This is a genomic window from Psychrobacter sp. UBA3962 (assembly GCF_002385225.1).
GTDB lineage: Bacteria > Pseudomonadota > Gammaproteobacteria > Pseudomonadales > Moraxellaceae > Psychrobacter.
This window is the reverse complement of record NZ_DGDC01000019.1, coordinates 12,034-35,839: the sequence shown is the minus strand read 5'-3', so window position 1 is coordinate 35,839 and position 23,806 is coordinate 12,034. Positions and strand designations below refer to the sequence as shown.

Sequence of the window (23,806 nt, the reverse complement as noted above, 5' to 3'; positions counted from 1 at the left end):
GACTCTGATTCGGATAGCGATTCGGACTCTGACAGCGACTCTGACTCAGACAGCGATTCTGACTCTGACAGCGACTCAGACTCTGACAGCGACTCAGACTCGGATAGCGACTCTGACTCAGACAGTGACTCGGATTCGGATAGCGACTCAGACTCGGATAGCGATTCAGACAGCGACTCTGATTTCGTAGTTATTGAAGCCGTAGACGACGAAAACAACGTTGCTATGGGTGCAGCACAAACCAATATTACGCTGAAATCAGACAATGCATTCAAACTACTCGGATTAATTGAAGGCGATAATTCAGAGATTACGGGCGTTGACGTTACCGTAGCTGAGGGCTCCAGTGGTGAGCTCCAAGTTAAAGTTGAGCAAGTTGAGTTTGTGAGTGTTGCAGATGCTTTCAGGATTGAAGTTTATAAAGACGGCGAGCTGGTTGGACAGGCTAGAACAGAAAATGGTCCGCTAGTTGGGGATGTTGCTGGCTTACCTATATTAGGTTTAACCGGTAATGAAAATGGATATCTAGAAGCCACATTCATAGATTTAGAGCCAGGTGATTACACCATTGTTGTACGTGGCGATCGGGCTATATTGCCTACACTGGTAGGTGATTTGAGCTTAGAAGAACTAGGTCAAAATGGTGTTCTACTTGGTGCGGATAACCAGCAAGCAATTTTAAATGTTATTGAAAATGCGCTAAATGGTCCATTAGGTGTGGGTTTAGGCACCGTGGTTCGACCTATTTTAAATAGTATTTTTGACTTAACAACTGAAATTGAAATTGGTCGTGTGGTTGAGGGGCTTCAGCCGTTGTTACTTGGCCAATTAGCCTCAGTACTTGATCCAGTCCTAGAGATATTGGCCGAGGCAGTGTTAAGCAATACTTTGAGCTTGCTGCAAAACACTGAGGTGACTGCCTTGCTGACTGAAATCACTTTTGCCAGTGGTGCAACGGTCAGCGGCAACGTAATTAGTGATGAAGATGGTGCTGATACTGTAAATGCTGATACCAAAGTAACTAAGATTGTCTTTGCTGAGCAAGAGGTGCTTATTCCGTCAGACATGTCGAATGTAGATATTGAAGGTCAATATGGAACATTGACCATCCATGAGGATGGTAGTTACACCTATACGGCTAACGGAGATTACGCTGCTAAAGGTCAAAGCGATGTGTTTATTTACACTATTTCAGATGGTGTTAATGAGTCATCGGCAAAGCTGACAATCAATTTAGCAGGTGGTTTTGATACTACAGCTCCAGAGCAACCTACTGATCTAACAGTTAACAAAGAGGGCAACTTGCTCACCGGTAAGGGTGAGGCAGGAACCAAGGTGCTAATTACTGATAGTGAAGGTAACTATGTAGCAGAAGGTGTGGTTGATGCAGAGGGTAATCTCTCTATTGAATTAGATCCAGCATTAACTAATGGCGAGCAGCTAGCGGTAGGTTTGATGGATGGTGCTGGTAACAGATCAGAGAAAGTAACCGTATATGTACCTGATACCACAGCACCAGAAAAGCCGGTGGTAGAGATGGCTGAGGATAATGCTAGTTTAACAGCAACAACTGAGCCGAACGCCATCATTACGGTTAAAGACTCTGCGGGTAATCAGTTGGCTCAGGGTGCAGCTGATGAAAACGGAGGGTATACGTACACTTTCAATCCGGCCTTAGTAGATGGAACCATTTTATCGGTGACAGCTACAGATGCAGCAGATAATGAGTCTGAATCTACAGTGCATATTGTAGGTACTGGTGAAATTATTGCGGCTGCAAATGATTTCCATGATTTGGTATTGGAGATTGAACCGCAGGTTACGACAGTCCAAGAAGAAAATCTGCAATCAATCACTAAGGTCAATGTGGCTACTATAGGTTTGGGCCCTGTTTTGAGTGTAGATGTGTTAAGCCAGCTAGTTGATAATTCTTTGCAGTTTACTGTAGGCAAAAATCAGGTAAGAGAAGTGACTCTGCTAGGTAATTCTGGCGGAATTCAGTTGGGTGCCACTATACATTTATATGGATATAAACTCAATGAGTCTACTAATGTATGGGAGCAACAGATTGTTAAAGAACACTGGATAGTCTCTGTGATTTATAGCGAGTCTGAATTAACAAAATTCTCCCTGACAGAAGGAGAGTGGAAGTTTTTTATGGCGCCAGGCGAAGGGATTTCTATATTGGATGGCGCATCATTATATACCCGTGAAGATAAAACCTTTGATTATAACGATGCTCTATCTATTGCTGGCACGGCTACAGGTAATGTTTTGACTGGAGTAAAAGACGGACAGGCATCGGCTCTAACGTCGGTCGCTGATGAGTTGCCGCTAGGCTCTAAGTTAACTTCAATTAAAGTAGCTGATGGCGAGAGTGCTGTCCCTGTTGTTGACTATGCGCCAACGGTAATTGAGGGAGAGCATGGTACGTTAACGATTCACTCTGATGGTTCTTACGAGTATCAAGTCAGCAGTAATTTTAAAGGTCCATATGGTATAAATGAAGTCTTTAACTATGAGGTGAGCTCACCAAATGGCAATGCTTCTACGGCGAGCCTAACGATTCAGCTGAATAACAGTTCGATAGAACACGTTGCTGAATTGACTGATACTTTAGTGCTTGATGCAGAGCCAACAGTAACTCTTGACACTGAACACTCAGACATTAAGTCCGTAGGAAGTTTTGAGTTATTAGGTGTAGGTCTTCTTGGCCCAGTATTAGGTGCTGAAGTTATTGGTACACAAGGATTTATGGATTTTACCGTGGACCAAGGTCAGGTCAGAGAACTGAGCTTCGAAGGTCAGTCAGGTGGTGTATTACAATTAGCTGCAGCATTTGATTTAGTAATTTACAAGTTAAATAAGGAAACTGAGCAGTTAGAGGAAATTCACTACAAGGAAAATTGGTTTGAAGTACCTGTCGGTATATTTGGTAGTGGCGCTCTGGTTAAAGGTGAGGCTACCTTGCAATTTGGTGAAGGAACCTACGTGGCAACACTGCAAACCAAATCAGGAGTAGGCGCCCTTGGTGGTAGTGCTCTTTCTGTCACACATGATAAAGTCTACGACTACAACGAGCCTTCTAAGTTTTCCGGCTCGGTTGAAGGTGATGTGACAGCTGATGGAACTATTGTGCTTAAAGCTGCTGGTGAGGCGGTAGAACCAGGTAAACCAACGGTAGTTACAGGAGAATATGGGATTTTAACCATTCAAAGTGACGGTAGCTATACCTACACTGTTAATACTCCTGAAAGCGTGCCGCCTTATGGTTCAGTTGAATTTTTCCGCTTAGTGACCTTAGATGCTGATGGTAAAGCTGTTGTACAGAACTTGAATATCAAAATAGGTACTCATGCAGCCCTTGATGATTTCAATGATGTGATTGTTGCAATGCAGAACTCAGTAATCACAAAGAAGGTTATTGATCGTGTGCCGGGAGCGACTACACAACTTACTAAGGACTTTACCGTTGCTGAAAACACGTTGACTAGTGCGACGTTAAAAATCGGCAAGTCAACCGGAGGAACTAAGCTAACTTACACTATCACTAATAATGAAACTCAGGAGACCATATCTGGTGAAACAGAGGCTGATGGTTCTATTTTGGGTGTTGCACAATACAAGCCCCTAGATGTCACTATCGATAATCTAGCGCCGGGTAACTACACACTTGAAATTAAACGTGTAGCCGGTGCTGGGTTTTTAAGCCCAAATGATTCTAGTTTTAGTACGACGTCACAGTATCTTGACAAGTATACTGCAACGGCCATCAACCCTGTCACTGGCGCACTGCTAGAGAACGATACTGGTAGCCATAATGTTGCTGAGCTGAAAATCGGAAATAAAACCGTCTTTGTCAGCGATCCAAACAAAGGAGCGCAATCTATTGAGATTGAAGGGCTCTACGGCACTCTGACTGTTCAGAAAAATGGCAACTACAGCTACAAGCCGAGCGGTGAAGCCTACGGTATTGAGACCTTCAGCTACCAGACCACTTCAGTAACGGGTGTTAAGGAGACAGCCACCTTAGAAATTAACGTGGGTCAAAGTATTACTGCATCTGAGCATGGGGATATTGCCTTCAGCTCCGCAGCAGATGATACGTTTGCTATGGGTGAAGGCGCTGATACCGTTATCTTTAAAAACCTTGGCGGCAATGAAGGCGGAAATGGTAACAATGGTATTGATACCTGGACTGACTTTAAAGTTGCACAAGGCGATAAAATCGACATCACTCGCTTGCTTGATGGTAATCAGACCGAAGATAACATCGGTAATTACTTGACGTATGAAAACGGTGTGCTCATGGTCGATCGTAATGGTAACTCTGAGTTTGAGGGTCTGCTTAAAGTGGACGCTACTGATCTTAATGAGCTTTTGGATATGGATAGTATTGAGTGGCAAGTAGCAGTAATTGGTAGGGTTGCTAACTATAGTGTTAATACTGAAGATGCTGTGCATCTTTCAGATACCTTATCAGTTACCTCAACCGAAGGGCTTAATGTTCTGAGCTTTGAGGGTGCAGATCAAGTGATTAGTTTAGCCGATATTATGCAAACTGAGGTCATAGATATTAATGGTACTGGCGCTAATACCTTAAATGTAGCAGCAGAAGATGTTAATTCTGCTATCTACGTGAGGGGTGGTAGTGATGATACTGTTAATTTAGAAGGTAGCAACTGGTCTACTGTTGAGCAGACTACTTTAGGTGACCAAGTGTACGATATATGGCAATTAGGTAGTGATAAATCGATACAGATTTATATTGATCCTAATATAAATATTATCTAATACCAGCTAAATATAGCCATATAGAATTTGATTGAGTTAGGCCCCATAAGTTGGATACAGTTTATGGGGTTATTTTCTGCCTTATTATATATAGTGAGATATGTTTAAAAAGACAGACTAAATTGCTTGAGATATGTGATATTAAAAATACTGCAAGAAAGTATTCAAAAAAGATGTCAAAGCTTATTAAGCTTAACCGCTATAAAATACTAGAGAAGACAATGAAATCCAATAACTTAGAAAAATTGCTTACTGAAAATTTCCAACAGTTTATTAATCATTGGAAAAATACAAATCGTCAAGGCGAATTGGCCAATACATTAATTGTTTCTGTATCAGATGGGTATAAACGGGCAAAAGTTATCACGCCCATTATTAGCCATAAAGACATGACAGAAGAGGGTGGTAAGCGTGTTCTAGAATTGCTTTTAAATAAATTGAAATGGGCAATAAGTAAGTTTGATAACTCATTAAGGTGGTTGCGATTAGAGTGGGTTACCAAAGAAAAACAGTTTACTTGGAAAGATTTTAAGAAAGAACTTAGACGTTATAAACGCAACTATTTCCGTTCAGGTCTTGCATACAGAGGTAATACTAAGCCGTGGTGCTTATTGACTGAGATGGAGCTTAATGCCAATGCCTGTTTATATGCAGGCAATGAAGTGTCATATGCAAAAGTTAATCCTAAAAATCTAAACAATTACATCAAATCACGACACAGCAGTGACAATATTCCAAGCTTTGATGATGAGATGGAACTGATCGTTTTTCAGACCTCAGGTATATTTTTTGACGCACAAACAGATGACATTGAAACTCTGTGTACCTTACCTAGACGTCACGGTCATCGCCAAATACCTTCATTAACAGCAGAAATAACATCAGATTTAATCGATAAAATAACTCAATACTTAGCCAACCAAGTAAAGCCTAATGGACGTTTTGAATACGGGCATTTTCCTTGTTTTGGTAGAAATATCAATACTTACAATACGCTACGCCATGCCAGTAGTGTCTATTCACTTATAGAGGGGTATAGCTTCTGTCGTGAGTATCAATTAGAGTCTCAAAACCTTGATTTTATTGCGCAGCAAATTGAATCAGCGTTGCTTTATTTGGAAAATAACGTAATTAAGCATTATTCAGACAATAAAGCCTATGTATTAGAGATAAATAATACGATTAAGCTAGGTGCTAATGCGGTTTGTATTTTGGCGCTAGTAAAATACATTCAAGTATTTAACAGTTCTGAGCATAATCCAAGATTCCTGGAACTAAGCAAGAAGCTTGCAAATGGTATTCTTGCGATGCAAAAACCTTCTGGTCAGTTTGTTCATGTTTTAAATGCAGATACGTTAGAAGTCATCTCTGAAAATCATGTTATTTATTATGACGGTGAAGCAGTATTTGGGTTGATGCGCTTATATGGTATCGATAGGGACGAACGCTGGATCGATTGTGTTGAGTTGGCGTTTGATTACTTTATTGAGTCAGACTCTGGTCATAATGGGGCTCATGATCATTGGCTGTCTTATTGTACCAATGAGATGGTTATCCACCGACCAGAGAAGAAATATTTTCAGTTTGCAGTAAATAATGTTAAAGGATTTACTGATTTCATCAAAAATCGGATCACCACTTATCCTACATTGTTAGAGTTAAGTATGGCATTTCACAAGATGCTACTTAAGCTTGATGAGCATCCTGAGCATAAGGATGTATTGCAAGAATTTGATGTAGCAGACTTTTATGAGGCATTACACGCTCGCGCCAATTATCTTGTTAATGGCTTTTTCTTCCCTGAAATGGCTATGTTTTATAAGAAACCTAATACTATTTTGCATGGTTGCTTTATTCGTCACCACGCATTTAGAGTCCGTATTGATGATGTTCAGCATTATCTGTCAGGTTGGGTTGCTTATCATGAACTCTTAACCAGCACTGTAGATAATTCAACCTATCCAACTCAGACTATTATTTATAGTGAAAAAGGTCAGGAGGAACATAAAAACACTCGCAAAATAGTTTGGGGAGGAGATGTTAATTTAGGTCGGCGTCAGCATTATGTTAGTAAAAATATGGGGGTTGAAAATGCAATACAAACTAATATTTTAAATAAAGCAGATCTTAGTATTATCAATCTTGAATGTGTTGTATCAGTATTACGTCAACAAGGTGTTAATAAAGGTGAGGGTGGACCTTATTACTATCGTGCTAGACCTGAAATGGTTAAAATTTTAACAGAGTCAGGAGTGGATGTTGTTACTTGTGCTAATAACCATAGTGGAGACTATGGCATGGATGCACTAGCTCAACAGGAAGAGCTGTTAAAAGAGGTGGGTATAGAGTGTGTCGGTGCAGGTAAAACTTTAGAAGAAGCTCTTCTGCCAAGATATATTGATTTGGATGGTGTCAAAGTTGCAATTTTTGCTTCTGATACAACAATGAAATATTTTGCAGCATCTAGTAAGTCTGCAGGCATTAGCTACATACCTGTAACGGAAACTGAAACATGGATTAAAAGATACAAAAAACCTCTTATAGAGGCAAAAGCTAATGCCGATATCATTCTGTTTGCAATTCATTGGGGGGCTAATGAACGAGAAGAACCAATAGAAGCTGAGAGAAGATTAGGCCGAATTTTAATAGATCTTGGAGTAGATGCAGTATTAGGTACCTCGGCCCACAAACTTCAAGGTACTGAAATATATAAGGGCAAGCCTATAATTTATGATGCTGGTGATTTATTGCTAGATTCAATTGGAAGAGTTAGAGACACTGGGTTGTTTGAAATGCAAGTTTCTGAAAAAGGTGTTCATTCAGTCGTTTTCCATCCACTAGTTCAAAAATTTGGACATACTATAACTCCAAACTTACAAACTAAAATTAGTATATCTGAAAGATATGCAGAGAAGTGTCTAAAACTAAACAACAAAGTAACTATTAATACCAAGGATGGTGTTTGCAGTTTACTAGATGCAAATATAACAACAAACAAAAAGTTATTGCCATTTATAAAAGATAAATATGATTTAGAAGTCTTAAACCAATCCAAGTACAAAACTTTGCCAAAAGATTTGATAGTTGATGAAGTGCCAACTGATGCAAAAATACCTCCTATTAGTTTTGGTTCTCTAAAACTAGTGGGTGTTCGAATTTATCCAAAAGTTATTACTCAAAGAACTATGTTATGGGTTGAGTCCTACTGGGAGTGTGTAGAATCAGTTGATACTGATTTATGTATTGATTTTCAAGCTCATCCAGCATTTAATTCGGAAATGTCTCCTTGGGGAGTGGGTATGCACCATGAGTTATGTGATTGGCAGATACCGACATCGCAGTGCAAAGTAGGCAAGATTTACCGTGATTATTATGGATTACGTCCCTCCTATATGGCGGCTTGGGATAACGTTCCTTTAGTATTAAAAGTAAGGTTGTTAGCTACAGATGATTATAATTATAAAAATAATAATTTCATAACCCTTCCTATCCATATTGAATTAGACCATCCAAGTAAGGCGCCATTTGATATTAAAAGAGCTAAGAATCATACTAATACAAATTTGATACGCACTAATAAAAAGGCATCATCAAAGGTGACTCCTAGAGAGCAACATTTTGTTTTCTTTAATAATAATCTTTTAGAAAACTACGCAGGTATTGAAAGTGCAGCATTAAAAAGAAGTAAACTTTTTATTGAAAAGTTGAATATAAAGCCTGTTTTTTTAACTATGGCTTATAATCTAACTATAGATGAAACTATCGAAGATCTAAAAAAAATAAACAAAGTTCCAGAATCCTTTAAACACGTCAATCTTTATCAGTTTTATCAACTTGAAAGTTCAACTAAATTGATAGAGTTTTCACCCGAGGTATCTAATAAACAAATTAAACGGAAGGTGGAAGTTTTTAAGAATGGTAAAAAATGTATTACTAAATTCTATAATTTAAAGACTGGTCTTGTCTCTTATATACACTACCATGACGATAATGGAGAACGCTATAGATTAGATAACTTCGATCCTAAGGGGTTTTTATCTAGAGTATGCGTGTTTAAGCCTCAATCTAAAGAGAGAATTTCAGAGTTCTTTTATCGTGCAGATGGAACGCTATGTTTTCAAAAGTTTTTTATTCAAAAGGATGGGAAGAACTTATTAAATAAAATTATTATCCATGATGAGTATGGTATTCCGACAACAGTGTTCGATAGTCATGAAGATTTTATAAAGTATCTACTTGAGTTTTACTTTAATAATTATCAATCTAGCGATCAGGTTAATGTAATTGTTGATAGAAATGTACGATTAATTGACAGTATAAGAAGTAAAGTAACACCACTATTGAAAATGGTTCCGGTATCACATACTTCACACTTAAAAGAGCCTTTGAATATGCAGAGTGACTTCAGAAGTTACTATTTTAGAAATATGAAAGAACAAGATGGTGTGATTATATTAACTGAACAACAAAGACAGGATATCATTACAAGATGCCGAGACTTTAATAATACTTATTGCATCCCACATGTCGTAGATTACTTCCCACAGCGAGTGAATTTTAATAAGCGGATACCTAATAAGGTAGTAGCGGTAGGGCGTTATAGACCAGAAAAAAACCATGTTTTTATGATTAATGTATTCGCAAAAGTAGTTAAGAAAATACCAACTGCGACATTAGATATATATGGCTATGGCCCTTTAGAGGGAAAATTAAAGCAACTTATCAAAGAGCTTGGCATGGATGAGCATATCACTATCAATCCATTTACCAGAAATATTTATGACAAGTTTTCAAAGGCTAGACTTTCACTCTTAACAAGTCACTATGAGGCTTTCTCGCTTGTTGTCATGGAGAGCTTAGCTTGTGGTTGTCCAGTTGTGTCTAATGATATTCGATATGGACCGTCTACGATGATAGATGATGGAAAAAATGGTTATCTGATAGACAAAGATGATGAATCCGCTTTTGTAGATAAAGTTGTAAAAGTGTTAAAGGATGAAAATTTGAATGCTGAACTTTCAAAAAATGCTTATGAGAGCTCACAACGTTTTAGTGACGATAATGTTGCTCCTATATGGCAGAGTTTTATTGAAAAAATAACTGAGTAAGGTTTGTAACACTGAAAGACCCCATGATTTACTTAATGATATGACACCCGCTGAATACAGACAGGTGGCTTAATTATTCTACGATGATGTTGTGTTAAGAATGGGGTATTTCCATAGGGCTATATAAGTAGGAGAGAGAAGAGGGTAGTTTAAAAATTAACAGACACAAAAAAGCCTCAAGTATAAATACTTGAGGCTGAAACTTTGTTTTAAAAACCAGTTTTAAAATATGGCGCAGCGGACGGGACTCGAACCCGCGACCCCCGGCGTGACAGGCCGGTATTCTAACCAACTGAACTACCGCTGCTTAGGTCGCTTTAGAATATTTAGCCACTTTCTAAAGGAAGTGATTTTTCTAAAATATGGTGGGTGATGACAGGCTCGAACTGCCGACATTCTGCGTGTAAGGCAGACGCTCTACCAACTGAGCTAATCACCCTGAGCTATTCAAAACGGTTATCTATATCGTCTGAATGTAGGAGCGTATTATATACATAATTTCCTAGGTGTCAAATATATTTTAAAATTTTCTTCGATTATTAGGTTTCTGGCTCCTTTTGCTAGGGTAGGCCTGGCCTTAAGTAAGCTTTCCATCGAAATTATAACCAATCAAAGGAGTTATTTTTCGATTTTGGAGGGTCAAGTCAGAGGGTTATCAAGCTTTGGGGCAACTATGGTAAACTAAGCCACAATAAAACAATTTAATGAATAATCCTTTTTATGCTTATTTAACTATTATTAGAAACCTTATAAATAAAGAGATGTCCCATGAATAATGCAGATAATCCAACTCGCGTAGTCATTGACCTTGATGGCAGCTTAGATGAGCTGGATGACGATGATATTACCCTCCCAGATTTGGTCAGTACCCCAGACATACCTATTATTGAGACGCCGAGGGTTGAACAGCTAGAGCCTGAAGAAGTAATTCCAGCCTTAAGCACAGAACCTAAACCGCAGCCGGCTGCGCCTACTGTTACGCCAACACCTACAGAAGCTACTAGACCGCAAGCGACTGAACTACAGCAAGCTACTGAAGAGTCTGAAGGTAAAAAGAAGGGCAGTTGGTTCTCCCGTATGAAGTCAGGTCTTACCAAGTCTCGTAAGAACCTAGCGGAAGGTGTGGCCAATATCTTGATCGGTGGTAAAGAGATTGATGATGAGCTGCTTGAGGAAGTTGAAGACCAGCTATTGGTCGCCGATATTGGGGTAGAAGCTACCGATAAGATTATTAAGAGTCTGACAGAACAAACCGCCCGTGGTGATTTGATCTACTCGCATTCTTTGTATAAAGCCTTGCAAAAAGAGTTGGTTGAAATCCTAGAACCTAAAGTTGCGCCTTTAATCATTGATACCACCAAAAAGCCGTTTGTGATTTTGGTAGTAGGGGTAAATGGTGTGGGTAAAACTACTACCATTGGTAAGCTGGCCAAGCGCTTACAAGCTGAAGGTAAGTCAGTGATGTTAGCAGCTGGTGATACCTTTAGAGCTGCGGCTACTGAACAGCTGCAAGTGTGGGGTGAGCGCAATAATATTCCTGTAGTGGCTCAAGGTCATGGTGCTGACAGTGCTTCAGTGGTGTTTGATGCCATGCAGTCAGCGAAAGCAAAAAACATTGATGTGTTGATTGCCGATACTGCGGGTCGTTTGCAGAATAAAACGCACTTAATGGCTGAGCTTGAAAAAGTGGTACGAATCATGCGTAAATCTGATCCCACTGCACCGCATGAAGGTATGATTGTACTCGATGCAGGTACCGGTCAGAATGCTATCAATCAGGTAAAACTGTTTAATGAGGTGGTGCCGTTAACGGGTATTACCATTACTAAGCTTGATGGAACGGCCAAAGGCGGTGTGGTATTTAACATTGCCAATACCACAGACATTCCAATCCGCTATATCGGAGTGGGCGAGTCTATTGATGACTTACGTGCCTTTAGTCCGAAGCAGTTTGTGGCCGCATTGTTTGAAACTGATGAATAATAGGCTTACGTCTATCTCAAAAAGTAAGCTTTAATCTTAAAAAAATGGCATCATAAGGTGCCATTTTTTTGTTTGAGGACCGTGATAATGATTGTTACCATCACTCAGTTTGCACAGTACAGATTGCTACTCATTGCGTCTGATTTGGCCTCCGAGTCGCCAAAATTACTCAGCTTAGATTGGCTAGCAAATGATCAAGAGTGGTCTGAATCAAAATCAATACATCCCCTGAAAAAGCACTACAAACTCAGTGACGAAGACTTTCAGTTTATTGATAAAAATAGCCTAAGCAAAAAAAATCCAATTGAGGCATTGTTATTAAACACCATCACTCAACTAGAGCAATATTTTGCCAGCGAGCTTCATCAGTTTGATATAGCACTTGATTTATCATTAGGAACTCCTTTCCAGCAAAGTGTCTGGCGCGCTCTGCAGAAAATCCCTTATGGGCAGACCATCAGCTATGCTCAATTGGCTCAAAATATCAATAAACCGACAGCTTACCGCGCGGTGGCCAACGCCAATGGCAAAAATCCATTTAGTATTATCATCCCTTGTCATCGAGTAGTGGCTAGCGATGGAAGTTTGGGTGGTTATACCGGGGGATTGGATAAAAAGCGTACCTTACTTAGTATTGAGAAAGAAGGATAACTGTATTCGCCTGTTCAATATTTTATTAACAATTTTGTTAAAGATAGTTTTTACTGCTACATTAAAATGAATGAAACCGATAACTAATCTTAAGGCGTTATGACTACAGTGCTAAATAGTGACGACCCAAATACAGAACAAATTAACCCTCAAAAAAAAGCCAATAATGCAGAGCAACATGCAGAGGGAGAGCATCGAGGCGTAAATCTGAAAAATCAGATCAAACGTCAAAAAGAATGGGTGTATCTTAGCCATTACCTCGCGATCGAAGGCTTGGACCCAGTACATATTATCTCAGGTAAAGATGATGGTAATGAACCGGATTTTACCCTTGTGTTCTGTGAAAACGATCAAATGGTTTACATTGGGGTTGAATTGACTACCATACCAAGACTTCGGACACAGATGAACGATACCGGACTCATAACTAAGCGTTGGTACTGGCAAGCTTTAAATTTAGTAGCCAAGCAAAATATGGAGCGACATATAAATGAGGGTGAAAACAATTATTTAATTGCTGAGCGTTTCAAAAAACCTATGAAAACCGCTTATATGCCTCAGGACAAATTTAGGGAGTCTAGAAAGGGGAGGAGTATCTCTATTATTACTCAAAAAGATGTGGATGAAGTAATGAAAAAGAAACAATCCAAAACCAAATCTTATCATAATAGAAGACAGTTGAATGAATTGTGGTTATTAATTCACACTGATAAATATCAGCCGGATATCATACTTTCGCTTGAGAGAAGTGAGCAAATAGGGGGTGATTTACCTTTAACGCATAACAGTGATTTTGATAAGGTTCAAATTACCTGCTATCCAAGTTATAGAATGCTAAATGTGCAAAAGCTAAATAAGTTATAACCCTATTTTGGTAATTCTTTATGACTAACCTTTATTAAAGCCTAAGGAGGATCTTTTATGGCGTCAATTATTATATAAAAGACAATAGGCTAATGTGTAAAAATGAATTAAGATGAATCTACTTAATATCCCATTTAAGACAAAGAAGAGAAAACAGCATGGAAGCGCAAACTTTAATTAATGAGTATGAATTACCATTTCAACTTTACGACGTATTAGACACCGAAAAATTATGTCAGCATCCCAAATTTGCTGAACATTCACGCCAAACCTTCGATGCCACTATCGATACCGCCAAAAAAATCGCCACTGATTTATTTCTACCTCATAACACCATCGCTGACAAGGATGAGCCTAAGTTCGATGGCCAAAAAGTCAGCATGATTAAAGAGGTAAAGGTTGCCTTCGACGCTTTTAGAGAGTCGGGGTTTATTGCCGGGCGTTATAACTTTGAAGAGGGTGGCATGCAGCTGCCAGAGACCGTAATGACCGCGCTAAGTGGTTATTTTATGGCGGCAAACCCAGCTACCACAGCCTATCCCTTTTTGACTTCAGCGGCCATCAATGTGTTGACTCACTTTGCCGATGATACAATAAAAAAAGCCTTTATCCCGCGCATGTTAACCGGTGAATTTACTGGAACGATGGCGTTGACTGAGCCTCATGCAGGCTCGTCATTGGCAGATATTCGGACCACAGCCACCAAGCAAGAGGATGACACTTATCGTATCCGTGGCAGTAAAATTTATATCTCAGGCGGCGATCATGAGCTGTCAGATAATATTGTGCATTTGGTATTGGCCAAAGTTCCGGGTGGGCCGGCAGGGGTAAAAGGCATTTCCTTATTTGTGGTTCCCAAATACCGTTTGGACGAGCAAGGTCAAGTTGCCGAGCGTAATGACGTACATTTAGCGGGTTTAATTCACAAGCTAGGCTATCGTGGCACCACTTCGACTGCTTTGAGCTTTGGTGATAAGAATGAGTGTGTCGGCTATCTGATCGGTGAGGAGCACTTTGGTCTTCGCTATATGTTTAAGATGATGAATGAAGCCCGTATCGCGGTGGGCTTTGGGGCGGCAATGATAGGTTATCGTGGCTATCAGTATTCGTTGGCCTATGCTAAAGATCGGTTACAAGGACGTGTCGCACCAAATTTAAGACCAGAAGATGACGCTGCACCAATTATCGAGCATGGCGATGTGAAGCGGATGCTGTTGGCCCAAAAGGCGTATAGCGAAGGTGGGATATCTCTGTGTTTGTATGGTTCAAACTTAATTGATCGCATTAATACCTGTGACGATGAGACCCAAAAGCAAGAATTGGCTGAGCTATTGGATTTGTTGACCCCAGTATTAAAAGCGTGGCCGTCAGAGTATGGTCCTAAAGCCAATGATTTAGGCATTCAAGTATTGGGCGGTGCAGGCTATACCAGAGAATACCAAGCGGAGCAGTTTTGGCGTGATAACCGCCTAAATCCCATTCACGAAGGCACTAATGGCATTCAAGCCCTGGATTTAACCTTCCGTAAACTATGGCAAAATCAGGGCCTGGGGTTAAAAGTACTACAGCAAGAAATAACTCGAGATTTAACGGCCATTACCACCCCACAAACCGTCAAACTCGCCAAAAAATTAACGGTTTATATTGAACAGTTGCAACCCTTATTGCAGCATGTGGGTCAAACCTTAACCACACCGCAGGTGGCCACCTTAACTGCCAATGCTCAAGCGCTGATGAATGTATTTGCCACTATTATCATAAGCTGGATTTGGATCCGTCAAGCCAGCAAAGCCGAGCAATTATTGGCGCTCACTGAAGATAGCGATAAACAAAACTTTTATCACGGCAAAATACAGGCTGCAAAATACTTTATCGATTGGGAATTACCGCTTATTCAACGCGATATTGGACTATTAACCAATGACAATTCAGTGTGTAGCGATATGCAGCCACAGTGGTTCTAACTGCTTTAAATTGACTATCTGTTAAATGTATAACGATTATCTGTCAATTGGATAACCCTGAGTTTAATAGCCCTTAATCTCATAGCATTCAACATAAAAACCCAACTAAGCTGAGTATCAAAATGGAATTTGAAACCAATAAAACCGTCGCAAACGTTTTAAATAAACGCATTTTAATTACAGGCGGCGCTTCAGGTATTGGCGCAGCCAGCGCACGGCTATTGGCCAGTCGCGGTGCCAAAGTAGTCATTGCTGATTTGGCTGAGGATTTGGGCCAGGCTTTAGCAGAACAAGCTCAGGCGTCAGGCCAAACGATAAGCTTTATGAAAGTAGACGTCACTCAAGCTGCTGAAGTTGAAGCGTTATTTGCTTATGCACTGAAGCAATTGGGAGGCCTTGATGTGGTCATCAATAATGCGGGGGTTGATCATCCGCCAGCGCCGCTACACCAGTTAACAGAGGACGACTTTGATCGCTGCATGGCGGTAAATGTGAAAGGGGTTTGGCACTGTATGCGCGCTGCTATTGCTTGCCTGAGCCCTAATGGTGGTGGTCAAGTGATTAACGTAGCCTCTATTGCCGGCCTACGCTCAGCCCCCATGCTGTCGGCTTACAGTGCCTCAAAGCATGCGGTAATTGGCCTGACCAAATCAGCAGCGATTGAGTATGCCCGTGCCAATATAAGGTTTAATGCTGTCTGCCCAAGCTTTATCGATACGCCTATGGTACGCAACAGCATGCTTAATATGAGTGAAAAGCAGCAACAAGCTCTACTTAAAGCCAGCCCTATGCGGCGACTGGGTAAGGTTGAAGAGATTGCCAGTGCGATTGCTTGGCTGGCCAGTGATGAGAGCACCTTCATGAATGGTCATAGCTTAACGTTAGATGGGGGTATGTTAGCATAACCATGCCGCATCTTGCCTGCAACGTGTATTTATCTACTAAAAAGGAATTTTTTATGAAAGACTTATTTGATTTAACTGGAAAAGTGGCGCTGGTAACCGGTGCTAGTCGTGGCATTGGTGAAGCCATCGCCCGTTTATTGGCTGCTTATGGCGCAGAAGTCATTGTTTCTAGTCGCAAAATAGATGCGTGTCAGGCAGTGGCTGATAGTATCGTAGCAGACGGGGGTAAAGCCACGGCTTACGCCTGTCATGTCGGCGAAATGTCTCAGATTGAGGCCATATTTGAGCACATCAAAAATGAGTTTGGTCGTATTGATATCTTAGTCAACAATGCCGCTGCCAATCCTTATTATGGTCATATCTTGGACACCGATCTGGCTGCGTTCGATAAGACGGTTGACGTAAATATTCGGGGTTATTTCTTTATGTCGACAGCGGCTGGCAAGATGATGCGCGAGCAGGGCGGTGGGGTTATTTTAAACACTGCATCGGTAAACGGGGTAAGCCCAGGTGACAAGCAAGGCATCTATTCAATTACCAAAGCGGCAGTCATCAGTATGACCAAAGCTTTTGCCAAAGAGTGTGGCCCTGATAATATTCGAGTCAATGCATTACTGCCAGGACTAACCGATACCAAGTTTGCCTCAGCGCTCACCTCAAATGACAAAGTGCTTAACATGGCACTGGCAATGATACCGTTAAAGCGGGTGGCACAGCCCTCCGAGATGGCAGGCACGGTATTATACTTGGTGTCCGATGCTTCAAGCTATACCACAGGCGCTTGTATCAATGTGGATGGCGGTTTATTAACCTAGCATAAATATTGCTTGTTATATAAAAAGGCTAATGCTAAAGCAAAGACCTTCACTACTTAAGGTGGTGAGGGTCTTTTTTTATGTTCAATGTTCTTTAGGCTAGGAATTTTTATTTACCCTAAATTAAACAAAGGTTTAGCGCTTGTGCAGAACCGTTTATTAAGCGATCTAAAACAAAACAGTCTTTGTGTTTACCAAAAAGCACAGTTCAACAACACGAGATAATAAAAAAACTTTTGATTTTTCATTAGGATAGATAGCAAAGCAGAATAACTATTTATTTAAAAGTTTTATAAGATTTTACTCAAACCCACCTGCCAGCGGACGCCAGCATGACAACCTTAAAGCTCAGTATTAATAATAAAAGCTATCAATTCGAAGACCTTGATCCCCGAACTACTTTACTTGATCTCTGTCGCCATCAGTTACAAATTACTGGTCCTAAAAAAGGCTGTGATCATGGCCAATGTGGGGCTTGTACCATTTTAATTAATGGTCAACGGGTTAACTCTTGTCTTACTCTAGCAGTCATGCATGAAGGAGACGAGATTACTACCATTGAAGGCATTGGTTTACCGGAAACGCTTTCTGATTTACAAAAAGCGTTTTTAAGAAATGATGCCTTTCAGTGTGGATATTGCACCCCTGGTCAAATTTGTTCAGCTACAGCTCTTATAGAAGAGATAAAGCAAAACTGGCCCAGCTATGTCACCGAAGACTTAACTCAGCCAAATGCGTTGATGGCTCATGAGATAGCGGAGCGTATGAGTGGCAATATTTGTCGCTGCTCAGCTTACCCCAATATTATTAAAGCGATTACTGAAGTTCTTGAAAAACAAATCCAACAAAATCAGCAACCGCAGAACCAGGTCGACTTCTCGAACGAGGCATTATCTTCAGCAGTGACTGATATCTGGTCACCACCGCCTAGTGAAGCTCAATTGAAATCTCCGCCCGCCCAAACAGATCAACATTCTAATAGCCCCAACCCTAATACTGCCAATCGCCCACAACCAACAGGAATAAACTCATGAAACGATTTGAATATTTCCGTGCCAATGAGCTAAAGCCTGCTTGCGTGGAAGCCAGTACCGAAGGGGCTGCCTTTATTGGTGGCGGTACTAACTTAATTGACTTAATGAAGTTTGAAATTGAGACCCCTATTAAATTAGTCGATATTACCCAACTTGAATTAAAACAAATCGAATCAACCCCTGAAGGCGGACTACGCATAGGGGCTTTAGTAACCAACAGTGATTTGGCCGCTCATCCTCAAGTCATTAACAATTATCCCGTGCTATCACGCGCAATCCTAGCGGGAGCTTCTGGTCAGCTGCGTAACAAAGCGACCACTGGTGGCAACTTCTTACAGCGTACCCGCTGCTTTTATTTCTATCAGACTGATAGCGCTTGTAATAAGCGTGAGCCAGGCAGTGGCTGTCCTGCTATCGGCGGTGAAAATCGGGGATTGGCTATCTTAGGTACTAGCGAGCATTGTATCGCTCAGCATCCCTCAGACATGGCAGTAGCCATGCGATTATTAGATGCCACATTACAAACCCAAAAAGCAGATGGCTCTACCCGTAGTATCGAAATTAAAGACTTTTACCAACTGCCCGGTGACACTCCACATATTGAAACGGTATTAGAGCCAGGTGAGTTAATTACTCATGTGGTATTACCACCGCCGATCAAAGGCATGCACACTTACGATAAGATTCGTGATCGTGCCTCATATGCTTTCGCTTTGGTGTCAGCCGCTGCTGTTATTGATGTCGATGAGGACGGTATGTTAACCAGCGTAAGATTGGCTTTTGGCGGTATCGGCTCTCAGCCTTGGCGTAATGAAGCAGTTGAAGCCAGTCTTGAAGGTAGTAAAGGCAGTGTGCCTGATATCGTTAAAGCGGCAAATATCTTATTAGCAGATGCCCAAGGACAGGGTCAGAATGACTTTAAAATTGCCTTAACTCGTCGATTACTAAAACAAATTATTGAGCGTGCTGTAAACGCTAAGGATGCATAATCATGGCTGCTTTTGATACAGATATCTTGGGTTCTGAACCTACCAAAAGAATGATGATGAACGGGCCTGTTGAGACCCTTTTTGATAAGACTTCAAGTAAGCTGGTTGGTAAACCTGTTGCCCGAGTGGATGGCTCGCTTAAGGTCAGTGGCCAAGCCCCTTATTCTGCAGAATTCTATAAAGACAATAGGCTGTTTGGCGTCTTAGTTGGGGCGACTATTAGCAACGGTAAAGTGACCAACATTGATACCGAGTCAGTGGCTGATATCCCAGGGGTGATCAAAGTGGTTACTGATGCTAAGCATTTCTTACGTAACTCACAGCAGGGCGGCAAGATGAAAGCGCCGACCCAAGGGGCAATAGACATCGCTTATCATGGCCAACCCATAGCAATAGTTGTTGGGGAAACCTTTGAGGCGGCTACGGAGGGCGCTAAAGCCTTAGTGGTGAGCTATGAAGATGAGACCGATGAAGCGGCTTTAGACTTTAAACAACAGCTGAAAAACGCTCATGAAGTCAATGAGAAGGAAGGTTCTGATAAAAATAGCAAACAGGGTGACCCTGAGAAAGGGTTGCAGCAATCTGCAGTGACTTTGGACCGAGTCTATACCACCCCCAATCAAAGCAACTCACCAATGGAGCCGCACAGCAGCTTGGCATATTGGGAAGACGATAAACTGATCATTTATACCTCAAACCAGATGGTAGCCTTTAGCCAAAAGCAAATTGCCGACGCATTAGAGATCGACAATGACAACGTGAATGTTATTTCTCGCTATGTAGGAGGCGGTTTTGGCAGTAAGTTAGGGATTTCTCCTGAATCAATAGCTGCTGCCATTGCAGCCAAAGAGCTAGACAGACCAGTACTGGTAATGATGACCCGTCCGCAAGTGATGGAAGCGACCGTTCGCCGCTCTAATACCCGCCAGCGTATTGCTTTAGGCTGTGATGAAAATGGGGTATTGAACACTATTATTCATGACAGCATATCGAGTAACTTGCCTAATGAGAGCTTCTTTGAACCGGCTGGCTTGTCTACCCATTACTTATATCGTGGTGAGAACCGTAGGGTGAGTTATCAACAGGTCGATATGAACTGGACGCTATCAGGTTCGATGCGTGCTCCTGGTGAAGCAGTTGGTCAAATAGCCTTAGAGTGTGCTATGGATGAACTAGCCTGCCAGTTGGGTATTGACCCTATCGAGCTTCGCCGCCGTAATGAACCTGAAGAAGATCCTTCACAACAAATTCCTTTTTCAACCAGACAGCTATTGGCTTGTTTGGAGCAAGGATCTAAAGCTTTTGGATGGGAAGAAAAACACAGTAGCGAACCTGCCAGCCGTTTAGAAGGCGATTGGTGGATTGGTACTGGTATGGCTGTGGCCTCAAGAGGCAACCAACTTATGCCATCTGAAGCACGGGCTACCTTGCAATTAGACCCTACCAAGACCTTAGGGGTAAAAGCAGTCATCGAATCAGATATGACTGATATTGGTACCGGCTCTTATACCGTGTTCTCACAAGTGGCTGCTGATCTATTAGGCCTGCCAATTGATCATATCGATATGCAACTTGGGGATAGTCGTTTTCCCTCTAGTCCTGGGTCAGGCGGTAGCTTTGGGGCGGCCAGTGCCGGAAGTAGTATTTACCTAGCTTGTGCCGAGCTTAGAGAGCAGATCGCTAAACGAGTGGGCTTACATGCCGATACGATTCAATTGGGTGAAGGTCAAGTATCCAAAACCGGTGAACATCAGGCTGGCGTGGCTGAACTTGCAGTAGAAGCTGGTAAAAAGGTTTTGGATGCCTTAGTAGACAAAGTAGAGGATGCCACTGAAAAAGTAGGCTTATCAGTTTCAATGAAAGGTTCTGACAATATTGATCCTGAGCAATATGACTTTAGTGACTCTGCAACTTATCCTTTGGTAGATATTATCAGCCAACTAGAGAATCAAAAGTTAAGCGCTAAAGGACAGATTGCCCCAGGTAAAAATGGGAAGTCGCATCGTCAAGCTTGTTATGGGGCCAACTTTGCTGAGGTTGCAGTACATCGTGTCACTGGTGAAATCCGAGTAAAAAATATGACCGGTGCTTTCACTGCTGGCCGTATTCTTAACCATAACTTAGCCACCTCTCAGTGTTATGGCGGCATGGTGTTCGGTATTGGTGCTGCATTAATGGAAGAGGTCATACATGATAAACGTGACGGTAGACTGTGCAATCATGATTTAGCAGAATACCATCTTCCGGTGAATGCCGATGTGCCTCAGCTTGAAGTGATTTTGGTGGAAGAAGATGACCCTTATACCAATCCTATGCACATTAAAGGTATCGGTGAGACTGCTATTTCAGGAGCGGCTGCTGCCATTGCCAATGCCATCTATAATGCAGTAGGGGTAAGGGTTTATGATTTCCCTATTACCTTAGATAAGCTCATTGACCAATTGCCAGATTAAGATAAGGCCTCTTATGAATAATGTCTCTGACATACTAAAACTTGCTGATCAAGCTCAAAGTGAGCAGATTGAGGCGGTCTTAGCGACTGTGGTCCATACTGAAGGTTCTGCTTATCGCAAGGCAGGAGCAATGATGTTGATCTGCGCTGATGGCCGATCAGCAGGGATGATTAGTGGGGGGTGCCTTGAGCCACACATTATCAAAAAGGCTTTTTGGCTAACTCGTCAAGGGCCAATAGTTCAGGTATACCAAACAGGCGACGATATTGATGATAGTGATAAACAATCGTCATGGGAAGATAACAGTGGCTCAAGCAACAAGGATCAAGATAATCACTCTTTTGATACTGAGCTTGAGCTTAATTTTGGTATTGGCTGCAATGGCCGGATACACGTATTGTTTGAGAGGCTGGCTACTGCTTTGCCTTTACTTCAGAGCCTGAAACAAGTCCGTCAAAGCGGTAATCCGCAAAGTGTGGCTACTTTGGTTCGTTACCAACTTAGTGGTTATGAAAGGTCGGGTTCTGATGATTCACATCCGCCTATTGGTTTACACGTGAATTTAGATCAGTCAGCGATAACTGAGAGGGCGGTGTATTTTAATGAAGTCAGTGAACCCGTTAAAGGTAATCCGATACTTAACCATGCGGTAAGTACCCTATGCTCAGAGCCTTATGTACATAAAAAACCACAGTTTGTCACTCTGCAAGGGCTGCTAAATAATCAGCTGCAGCATAGAGTTCAGACACAGTGGTTGGTGCGCCGTTTACAGCCCCAGATTAAGTTGCTGATTTGTGGGGCCGGAAACGATGTAATGCCTTTAGTAACGATGGCCAAAATGCAAGATTGGCACGTTACCGTTATAGATAGCCGGAGTCATTATGCTACTCGTTCTCGGTTTATGCAGGTTGATAAAGTACTGTGTCTGCCTTTAGAGGACAGTGAAACACTTATTGAGCTTAGTCGTAATGCAGCAGTAGCAGTAATGTCTCATAGTCTGACTCAAGATAGAGCTCGACTTAAAGTATTGCTTGCCAATCCACCTGCCTATTTGGGCCAATTGGGAACAAAGTACCGTACCGAGCGTTTGATTGATGAGATTACCGAAGCGTATGAGGGTAATGTCGATGAGCTTCAGGCCGGTATTGAGCAGTTACATTATCCAATTGGTTATAAGCTTGGTGGAGAGGGGCCAGAAGCCTTAGCTTTAGGTATCATAGCGCAAATCAATGCAGTTATGCACGAGGTAGACCTAAGTACTGTAAACTCAGGGAATATAATTAGTAAACAGCCTGCGAATCGCTCACAAGTTGATTCACCTCAGGCTGCTAACGCACGATTTGAAGTGTTTAATTAATGATAAAGCAAAAAGTTGGCAATAAAGACCTAAACTTACCGCAACAATCTCATGCTGTGATTATATTGGCTAGCGGATTAAGTCAGCGTTTAGGTCAACCCAAACAGTTATTGAAGAAGCAGTCTCAACCGCTGCTTGAAGTAATGACAAACCTAGCCCTGGCCACCAATCCCAGTACCATTTTATTGGTTGTCGCTAGCTCACAGAGTAAAACTATCCAATTAAGCCAGACCTTAGCGGCACAGCATGATGTGGTGATGCCTGTCATAAATACCCATCCTGAACAAGGTATGGCTCACAGTTTAAGTTTGGCGATTACTCAGTTAAACCGTGAGGTGGCGAATGGCTTAGCGATACAGCGGGTAATAATATTAGGGGTCGATCAAGTTTTACTCGACGTTGATCATCTAAGTAATTTGTTGGCCGGTTTTAATGCCGATAAAAATACAGAGAAGCCCGGCTACCCTAAATCTAGTGATTGCAAGAAAGTGATCGCTAGTAGTTATTCTAGTTCGTACAAGATTTTGGAAAACGAATCATCCCATATTGAATGTCTAATAACTGACCCTTCAAATACTGACATTTCAGATAATGAACAACAGATTATCGGTCTGCCTATCAATATTGACTACCAACTATTAACTCAATGGCAGCCAATACTTAACGGCGATAAGGGACTGCGTTATTTAATTAGAGGTTTATCCAGTAAGGATCTGAGCGTGGTTGATAATATCAAGCTTAGTCTCGATATTGATACCCTTGAGCAGTTACAGTTTGCGATAGAGCAGGGCTGGCTTGACCCATAAAAATCCCGCCAATAGTTTGGCGGGGTTTTTTTATAGCTGATGTCTTAATAATAGAGCTGTCTTTTATCGCTTTATATATCTTC

The 23,806-nt window shown here is 41.4% G+C and carries 13 protein-coding genes and 2 tRNA genes; 13 read left to right on the top strand and 2 right to left on the bottom strand.

Annotated elements, in window-relative coordinates; all coding sequences use genetic code 11:
- Positions 1–4,794 (top strand): BapA/Bap/LapF family large adhesin (locus tag B3S92_RS04765; protein WP_296203271.1); only part of this gene is annotated, 4,794 nt, incomplete at its 5' end.
- 50 nt (positions 4,795–4,844) lie between these two features.
- Complete coding sequence (locus B3S92_RS04760; RefSeq protein WP_296203269.1) at positions 4,845–9,902, top strand: CapA family protein; 5,058 nt, start codon at positions 4,845–4,847, stop codon at positions 9,900–9,902.
- 230 nt (positions 9,903–10,132) lie between these two features.
- On the opposite strand, the gene B3S92_RS04755 is transcribed toward B3S92_RS04760, so the two are convergent.
- Both B3S92_RS04755 and B3S92_RS04750 read right to left on the bottom strand, forming a co-directional pair.
- Positions 10,133–10,209 (bottom strand) — tRNA-Asp (locus tag B3S92_RS04755).
- Positions 10,210–10,265: 56 nt separating this feature from the next.
- Positions 10,266–10,341, bottom strand: a tRNA-Val gene (locus B3S92_RS04750).
- 329 nt (positions 10,342–10,670) lie between these two features.
- Here B3S92_RS04750 and ftsY point away from each other — a divergent pair.
- The 11 genes from ftsY to B3S92_RS04695 all read left to right on the top strand — a co-directional run bounded on the left by ftsY (position 10,671) and on the right by B3S92_RS04695 (position 23,723).
- Positions 10,671–11,885, top strand: coding sequence for a signal recognition particle-docking protein FtsY (gene ftsY / locus B3S92_RS04745; protein WP_296203267.1), 1,215 nt, complete (start codon positions 10,671–10,673; stop codon positions 11,883–11,885).
- An 87-nt stretch (positions 11,886–11,972) separates the two neighbouring features.
- Positions 11,973–12,536 (top strand): methylated-DNA--[protein]-cysteine S-methyltransferase, encoded by a 564-nt coding sequence (locus B3S92_RS04740; protein ID WP_296203265.1) that lies wholly within the window; start codon positions 11,973–11,975, stop codon positions 12,534–12,536.
- Between the two features lie 99 nt (positions 12,537–12,635).
- Positions 12,636–13,400, top strand: a complete 765-nt coding sequence (locus B3S92_RS04735; RefSeq protein WP_296203262.1) for a hypothetical protein — start codon at positions 12,636–12,638, stop codon at positions 13,398–13,400.
- A gap of 158 nt (positions 13,401–13,558) precedes the next feature.
- Positions 13,559–15,364 (top strand): acyl-CoA dehydrogenase, encoded by a 1,806-nt coding sequence (locus B3S92_RS04730; RefSeq protein WP_296203258.1) that lies wholly within the window; start codon positions 13,559–13,561, stop codon positions 15,362–15,364.
- Between the two features lie 122 nt (positions 15,365–15,486).
- The gene (locus B3S92_RS04725) at positions 15,487–16,269 is read left to right on the top strand and encodes an SDR family NAD(P)-dependent oxidoreductase (RefSeq protein ID WP_296203255.1); all 783 of its coding nucleotides are present in this window, start codon (positions 15,487–15,489) and stop codon (positions 16,267–16,269) included.
- A 53-nt stretch (positions 16,270–16,322) separates the two neighbouring features.
- Positions 16,323–17,084 carry an SDR family oxidoreductase gene (locus B3S92_RS04720; protein WP_201529754.1) on the top strand — a complete coding sequence of 254 codons (762 nt, stop codon included), beginning with the start codon at positions 16,323–16,325 and terminating at the stop codon, positions 17,082–17,084.
- Between the two features lie 332 nt (positions 17,085–17,416).
- Positions 17,417–18,118: a 2Fe-2S iron-sulfur cluster-binding protein gene (locus B3S92_RS04715; RefSeq protein ID WP_296203250.1), complete on the top strand. Its 702-nt coding sequence runs from the start codon at positions 17,417–17,419 to the stop codon at positions 18,116–18,118.
- Entirely contained in the window at positions 18,115–19,107 is a 993-nt protein-coding gene (locus B3S92_RS04710) for an FAD binding domain-containing protein (protein WP_296203247.1), read from the top strand. The genes B3S92_RS04715 and B3S92_RS04710 overlap by 4 nt, the downstream gene beginning before the upstream one ends.
- Positions 19,108–19,109: 2 nt before the next feature.
- The gene (locus B3S92_RS04705) at positions 19,110–21,560 is read left to right on the top strand and encodes a xanthine dehydrogenase family protein molybdopterin-binding subunit (protein WP_296203245.1); all 2,451 of its coding nucleotides are present in this window, start codon (positions 19,110–19,112) and stop codon (positions 21,558–21,560) included.
- A gap of 13 nt (positions 21,561–21,573) precedes the next feature.
- Positions 21,574–22,917 carry an XdhC family protein gene (locus B3S92_RS04700; RefSeq protein WP_296203243.1) on the top strand — a complete coding sequence of 448 codons (1,344 nt, stop codon included), beginning with the start codon at positions 21,574–21,576 and terminating at the stop codon, positions 22,915–22,917.
- Positions 22,917–23,723 (top strand): NTP transferase domain-containing protein, encoded by an 807-nt coding sequence (locus B3S92_RS04695; protein WP_296203240.1) that lies wholly within the window; start codon positions 22,917–22,919, stop codon positions 23,721–23,723. Before B3S92_RS04700 ends, B3S92_RS04695 begins: the two co-directional genes overlap by 1 nt.
- Positions 23,724–23,806 lie beyond the last annotated feature (83 nt).